The organism is Methylobacterium sp. GC_Met_3, from assembly GCF_026540775.1.
Taxonomy (GTDB): domain Bacteria; phylum Pseudomonadota; class Alphaproteobacteria; order Rhizobiales; family Beijerinckiaceae; genus Methylobacterium.
In genome coordinates, this window is record NZ_JALNUL010000114.1 from 1 (window position 1) to 4,912 (window position 4,912).

At 64.3% G+C, this 4,912-nt stretch carries 8 protein-coding genes and 1 pseudogene; 5 read left to right on the plus strand and 4 right to left on the minus strand.

Annotated elements, in window-relative coordinates; genetic code table 11:
• Positions 1–44 precede the first annotated feature (44 nt).
• The gene (locus OXS27_RS31640) at positions 45–365 is read right to left on the minus strand and encodes a hypothetical protein (RefSeq protein ID WP_267361615.1); all 321 of its coding nucleotides are present in this window, start codon (positions 363–365) and stop codon (positions 45–47) included.
• Between the two features lie 69 nt (positions 366–434).
• Between OXS27_RS31640 and OXS27_RS31645 the strand changes: the two genes are divergently transcribed.
• The gene (locus tag OXS27_RS31645; RefSeq protein ID WP_267361617.1) at positions 435–767 is read left to right on the plus strand and encodes a hypothetical protein; all 333 of its coding nucleotides are present in this window, start codon (positions 435–437) and stop codon (positions 765–767) included.
• Positions 768–873: 106 nt separating this feature from the next.
• Positions 874–1,353: a hypothetical protein gene (locus OXS27_RS31650; protein ID WP_267361618.1), complete on the plus strand. Its 480-nt coding sequence runs from the start codon at positions 874–876 to the stop codon at positions 1,351–1,353.
• Between the two features lie 223 nt (positions 1,354–1,576).
• Here OXS27_RS31650 and OXS27_RS31655 read toward each other — a convergent pair whose 3' ends face one another.
• Both OXS27_RS31655 and OXS27_RS31660 read right to left on the minus strand, forming a co-directional pair.
• Positions 1,577–1,819, minus strand: coding sequence for a hypothetical protein (locus OXS27_RS31655; RefSeq protein WP_267361619.1), 243 nt, complete (start codon positions 1,817–1,819; stop codon positions 1,577–1,579).
• Between the two features lie 115 nt (positions 1,820–1,934).
• Positions 1,935–2,078: a hypothetical protein gene (locus OXS27_RS31660; protein WP_267361620.1), complete on the minus strand. Its 144-nt coding sequence runs from the start codon at positions 2,076–2,078 to the stop codon at positions 1,935–1,937.
• Positions 2,079–2,436: 358 nt separating this feature from the next.
• Here OXS27_RS31660 and OXS27_RS31665 point away from each other — a divergent pair, with 358 nt between their 5' ends.
• Positions 2,437–2,670 (plus strand): hypothetical protein, encoded by a 234-nt coding sequence (locus OXS27_RS31665; protein ID WP_267361621.1) that lies wholly within the window; start codon positions 2,437–2,439, stop codon positions 2,668–2,670.
• A gap of 222 nt (positions 2,671–2,892) precedes the next feature.
• Here the strand turns inward: OXS27_RS31665 and OXS27_RS31670 are convergent, their stop codons facing one another.
• Entirely contained in the window at positions 2,893–3,249 is a 357-nt protein-coding gene (locus OXS27_RS31670) for a hypothetical protein (protein ID WP_267361623.1), read from the minus strand.
• A 204-nt stretch (positions 3,250–3,453) separates the two neighbouring features.
• On the opposite strand from OXS27_RS31670, the gene OXS27_RS31675 reads away from it, so the two are divergent.
• Both OXS27_RS31675 and OXS27_RS31680 read left to right on the plus strand, forming a co-directional pair.
• Positions 3,454–3,915, plus strand: coding sequence for a hypothetical protein (locus tag OXS27_RS31675; RefSeq protein ID WP_267361624.1), 462 nt, complete (start codon positions 3,454–3,456; stop codon positions 3,913–3,915).
• A gap of 185 nt (positions 3,916–4,100) precedes the next feature.
• A pseudogene (locus OXS27_RS31680) lies at positions 4,101–4,489 on the plus strand (hypothetical protein).
• The last annotated feature ends 423 nt before the right edge of the window (positions 4,490–4,912 follow it).

Consider the following 4,912-nt stretch of genomic DNA (forward strand, 5'->3'; position numbering starts at 1 on the left):
ATCTCAAACATCGGCCGGGGCATGAGGCTGCCATCCTGGCAGCCTCATGCCCCGGCCTCCTGGATGAACGCCAGCCGTCGCTCGGCCCAAGCGGGATCGGCCTCCGCAACCTGATGCAACACGGCGCTCAGGGCCTCAGATCCACCGAGTGCGGCGGCAGCCTTCCCATGCCGCCGCAGGTCAGACCGGTGAACCCTCATCGCAGGGCCGGCCTTCTGTCCGGTCTCGATCGCCTCAAGGGCCGTGACCAAGCCAGCCACGATAGGTGCGACCTCGCGCCAGGTCGAGGGCGGCTGCTCAGGCTCAGCCTGCGGTGCATGGCTCGGCGCCGACGCGGCGAAGCTGGTGGTCCGCGGGCGCTTCATGATGAGGCTCCTCAAACACGGTGAGATGAGCTGATACGCTCACTGGCGCATAGCCGCAGGGGAGCGAGCATGGCCGAACGGCAGAGCAAACGCAGTTCCGGCGACGAGGGGCTGTCTCGCCACATCCTGCCAACCGCCGGCACCATGGTCGGCGTGTGCACGACGCTGATCGGCTTGGTGAAGATCCTCGAAGCCCGGATCGGTCCGAGCCGCGTCGACGAGTATGCCGCCCTGACCGCGATCCTGTTCCTCGTCAGCGCGGTCGCCTCCTACCTATCGATCCGCCTGGCAGCCGAGAACGAGTTGGCGATCCGCATGGAGCGATGCGCCGACATCTGTTTCGTCCTCGGTCTGGGCAGCTTGTCGGTGATCGCAGTCCTGTTCGCCTACGAGACGATCTGAAGGCTCGCGGCAGCGCAGAGCCGTCGGTGGGATTACAAGTTCGGCCGGGTCAGGCTCATGGCGGAACAGGCCGCAAGCGTTCACGCAGGGCGCTTCCGAACCGGTAATGACGCAGGCGCAGTTCCTGCTGCAGGAGAACCCGCGCCTCACCCAGGCCCTGCAGAACGCCGGCAGCGCCGATGAAGCCCATCGCCTGATGGCGGATGCGTGGAAGTTCGCGGGCTACGATCGCCCTGGCGGCGAGAACGCAGCGCGGCTCGCGACGACGCAAGCCTACGCCAACAGCTTCAGCGACGGGCAGGCGCTACCGGGCATGGGCGGATCGCCGGCTATGGCCCATCCGACCGGCGCCTCGATGGGCTCGACCGCGATGCAGGGTGGCTTCGGTCTCGGCGGCATCGTGGGCCAGGATGGGGCCGTACCGGGCCAGTCCTCCCCCACGCCTGACGTGGCGTCCCTGTCCAGTCAGCCGCTTGCCCTCGCCCCTGGATCGGGCGACGCCGCGGCCCCGCAGAGCAGCCCCTATCCGCAGCTCGCCAATACGCTCAAGGCCGTAGCGGCAGGACAGCAGCAGAAGCAGGGGTAGAAGGCCGGCGGCATGATGGGCGCGCAGGAGGCCGGCGGGCGGCCGATCAGTCTGCAGCAGGCTCGAGTCATGTTCGACCCGGGGAGGTCTTACGGAGCGCTGCGCAAAGCGGGTGTGCGGGGGGTCTAGGGCTGGCGCCTCTCAGGCCACTCGCGCCGGCTGTGCCTGTAGCCGCTTCGCCTCCTCCCGCCACGCATCCCGCTCCCCCTGGGCTGCATCACCTTCAACACCACGCTGTCCGCGGGCTATGGGTGACGCTGGCCCAGTCGCCCCCGTCCTCGGCCAGAGCATCGTCATGGATGTCCAGCAGCCAAGCCAGCAGGTTGGTGCTTACGTCGTCGCCGAGATCGACAATGAGCTTGCCCAACGGCTTCTGGGGGTGCTGTGCCCGCGCCTCTGCGAGCAGCCGACAAGCCAGCCGGTCCAGCGCGTCGCTGGGCAGCACCTGCTGTCGATTGAAAGGCATGGCCGTATCCCTTGATGCCGGACCAGCCGGCTCGGCCCCGGCGCCCGATCTGATCACGGGCTAGCGGGGGAGGTCGTCTATCTCATCGGCGTCCGCGTAGGGTGCTCGGATTTGGTTAGCGCGCCGTCACCTGGGCCGGCGTGGCCTTCTGTCGGAACGGGCCACGCACGAGGCGGAAGGGTAGCCGCACTAGCCGGTAGGCAGCGTGGGCAGCCATGACGGTGATGACGGCCAACAGGGCCAACAGGGTGTTGCGCATGCGGGTACTCCCGGCGGCACAACACGACAGGCCGCCCCCGTCATTGCACCCAGATGGCGCCCTGATCGCAGCAGAACTGTGATGCCGGCCGATGATCGCGACTGCGCCGGCGAGGTCGCGTCTGTTTCAACCGGATGCTTCCGGTACTAATGCCCAGCATTCGTACGGATGATTTGCATCGCTTTTTCGTGTTCGTGCGTTCTACTCGTCAACAGACCGATATTTCGGTGCGATTGTTGACATAGGGGAGGCGCGAATGTTGCGCGGTGGCTTATTATGGCTTCTAGGGATCCCGCTGCCGATCATCCTGTTGTTATGGTTCTTTGGTGCATTCCACTGAGTACAGGGATCTAGTTGCATGCCCTACACAGTCGAAATTACTACGCCGCCGATGCATATCGATGGCGAGGAGCGCGCATCTAGGATGTATCAGCTGCCCGATCCGTTCAACACGGTAGCCGAGGCCAAGGATGCTGCAATCGATCACATCAAAGGGCTTGGGCTCGACCCAGCTGGCGTCCTCTACAATGTGTTCGACCGTGAGGGCTTCACAGTCGCATCCAGCGCGGAACAGCTAGCTGAAGCTGGGTAAAGCGAAGGCCATGGGCCGGCGCCCTGCGGTGTCCAGATCCCCCGCGGCACCGACCCTCACGCGATTGCCAGGCCTTGGGCTTCACGGACGGGACGCGAGGAACTGGCCCGCGATCGCCTGTCATGTGCTTACCCGCCGCGGGCCGTGCGGTGTCGCGAACGCCTCGGGCACCTGAGCGGCAAGAGCGAGTGCTGTAACAGGCTTGGAAGAGGCTGTCGTGGATTAGGCTCCGCGGCGCTGAGCTTTCAGCTGCTGCAGGGTGCGCTGGCTCTCCTGCTCGAACTGCGCTGGGGTGATCTCTCCCGCGTCGACACGGCGTGCGAGCTGCTTGCGGTACTCTAGAGCCTCATCTTCCTGCGCGCTCAGCGGCACGCTGGCTCGTGCGGCAGCCTGTGTCCGTTCAGCCCATTCCGTGTAGCTGATCCGACGGGCGTCGCGCTCAGCCTTAAGGCGCACGACCTCCTCTTGGAGTGCAGCAGCACCCCGCGGCGCTACGGCAGCTTGTTGCGGCCCTGAGGCGCCAGTCTGGCAGGCGCCGAGCCCAAGCGCGATCAGCAGGATTGCGGTGTATCGGTTCATAGTCGGTCCCTCGTTCAGGACGAGCTAAGCCACTGCCTGCGCCGGAGCGAGAGCGGATAGGCCACACTTGGCCGTCGATAATTTCAACCGCCAGTTCACCCCGTCCATGGCGCTGGGACATCCTGCCGCCCTTCTCCTTCGGAACTGAAACCCTCAGCCCGACATTGAGGTCGGTTAATTGGTACCTCAGTCGCGTAATGCTATATGAGCATGCTAGTATTTGCTTTGGTTTTCGCCGCCTTAGCGGTGCTTGGTGCCGCGACTGGCCTCGGCCATGTTTGGCATCCAATTAACGGACAATCTATCGACAGCTATGGTTGGGGCTTGTTCATCAACGGCCTAGCCCTTGCGGCCTTCTTCACTTGGCGTGCCGCTCTTGCGCAACCGCGTCGTGAGAGCAAACAGAAAGCTTTGCCGTCTCGGTCCATGATGCAAGTGAAGCCGCACCTTGAAAGAGCAGCAGAGCGGTCAAACGCCGCTGCTAGGCCCCTCTCTGATCTTGAAGAGATGCGGACTGGACAACGCGCGCACGAGCCATCTCAGGCGACCGTCGTACTGCCGGACAACCCTGACGCGATCTTGGACGCACTCGTCGAGCGCGTCGGTACGGCCGGCGTAGAATTGATGTTACGCAATCGTGCAAAGTTCGCTGAGGCTGCGGAGTGATCGAGCCCAACAAGCCATCTCGGTGCGCCCGAGGCGCCACCGCTGATGGACGCTAAGGGCTTGACTTATTCCGCATGGAGAAGAGCCGCATTAGCTGCGCGCAACCCGTGCTAACCGGCGGCTTAAGATCCGTCGCCCATTGAATTTCAGCTACGCTCTTCAAGGGTGGTGGCACAGTGCGCCCCATGCCGATCCGGCCCGAGCACCGCTTCTTCTACCCGATCGACTGGGCGCAGCTCTCCGCCGTGATCCGGTTCGGGCGAGCGAAAGGCTGTTGCGAGGGCTGCGGGCGGCCGCGCGGGCGGATGGTCTACCACCTTGGCGATGGGCGCTGGTGGGACGCGCAAGCCGGTAGGTGGCGCGATGGGTGGGGACGCAGGATCCGGATCGCTGCGGAAACCGACATTATCGGTCGTGCACGCCGAACGCGGGTCGTCCTGGCGGCGGCTCACCGTGATCACGACACCTCGAACAACGCCGACGTCAACTCGCGGCCTTCTGCCAGCGGTGCCACATGATCCGCGACCAGCCAGAGCATCAGCGGCGACGCTGGCGCACGCTGTTTCGGCGGTAGGCGCTCGGGGACCTTTTCGGCTGCCCTTACGACTGAGAATTCCTGGTCGAGATCCAGCCCTCGGTGCCCGGGTCGAGGGACTGCTATCGACCGAGGCTGTGTCAAAACGCAGGTATGTAGTGAAATCGTAGAACAAACGTCTCCGTCGCAAGGATGATGGATCTCCAGATTTAGCGGCCGACGCCGACAAGAAGCCCGTTTGGCCGGTGCCACCATCCTTCGAGAGAACATTTTTCTACAACGGCCGACAGCATTCGAGTTTTGACACAGCCTCGACCCATCCCGGTCGTTCACGGCCGCGTCCACGCTTCCCGAAAGCGGCTGTTAGTCAGTCGCCCGGCAACTTCGGCTCGGCGTAGGGAGCGGACTGCAGCTCTGCGGCCGGAACCGAGCATTCGGGTCAACGACAATCGATCCGGTCTA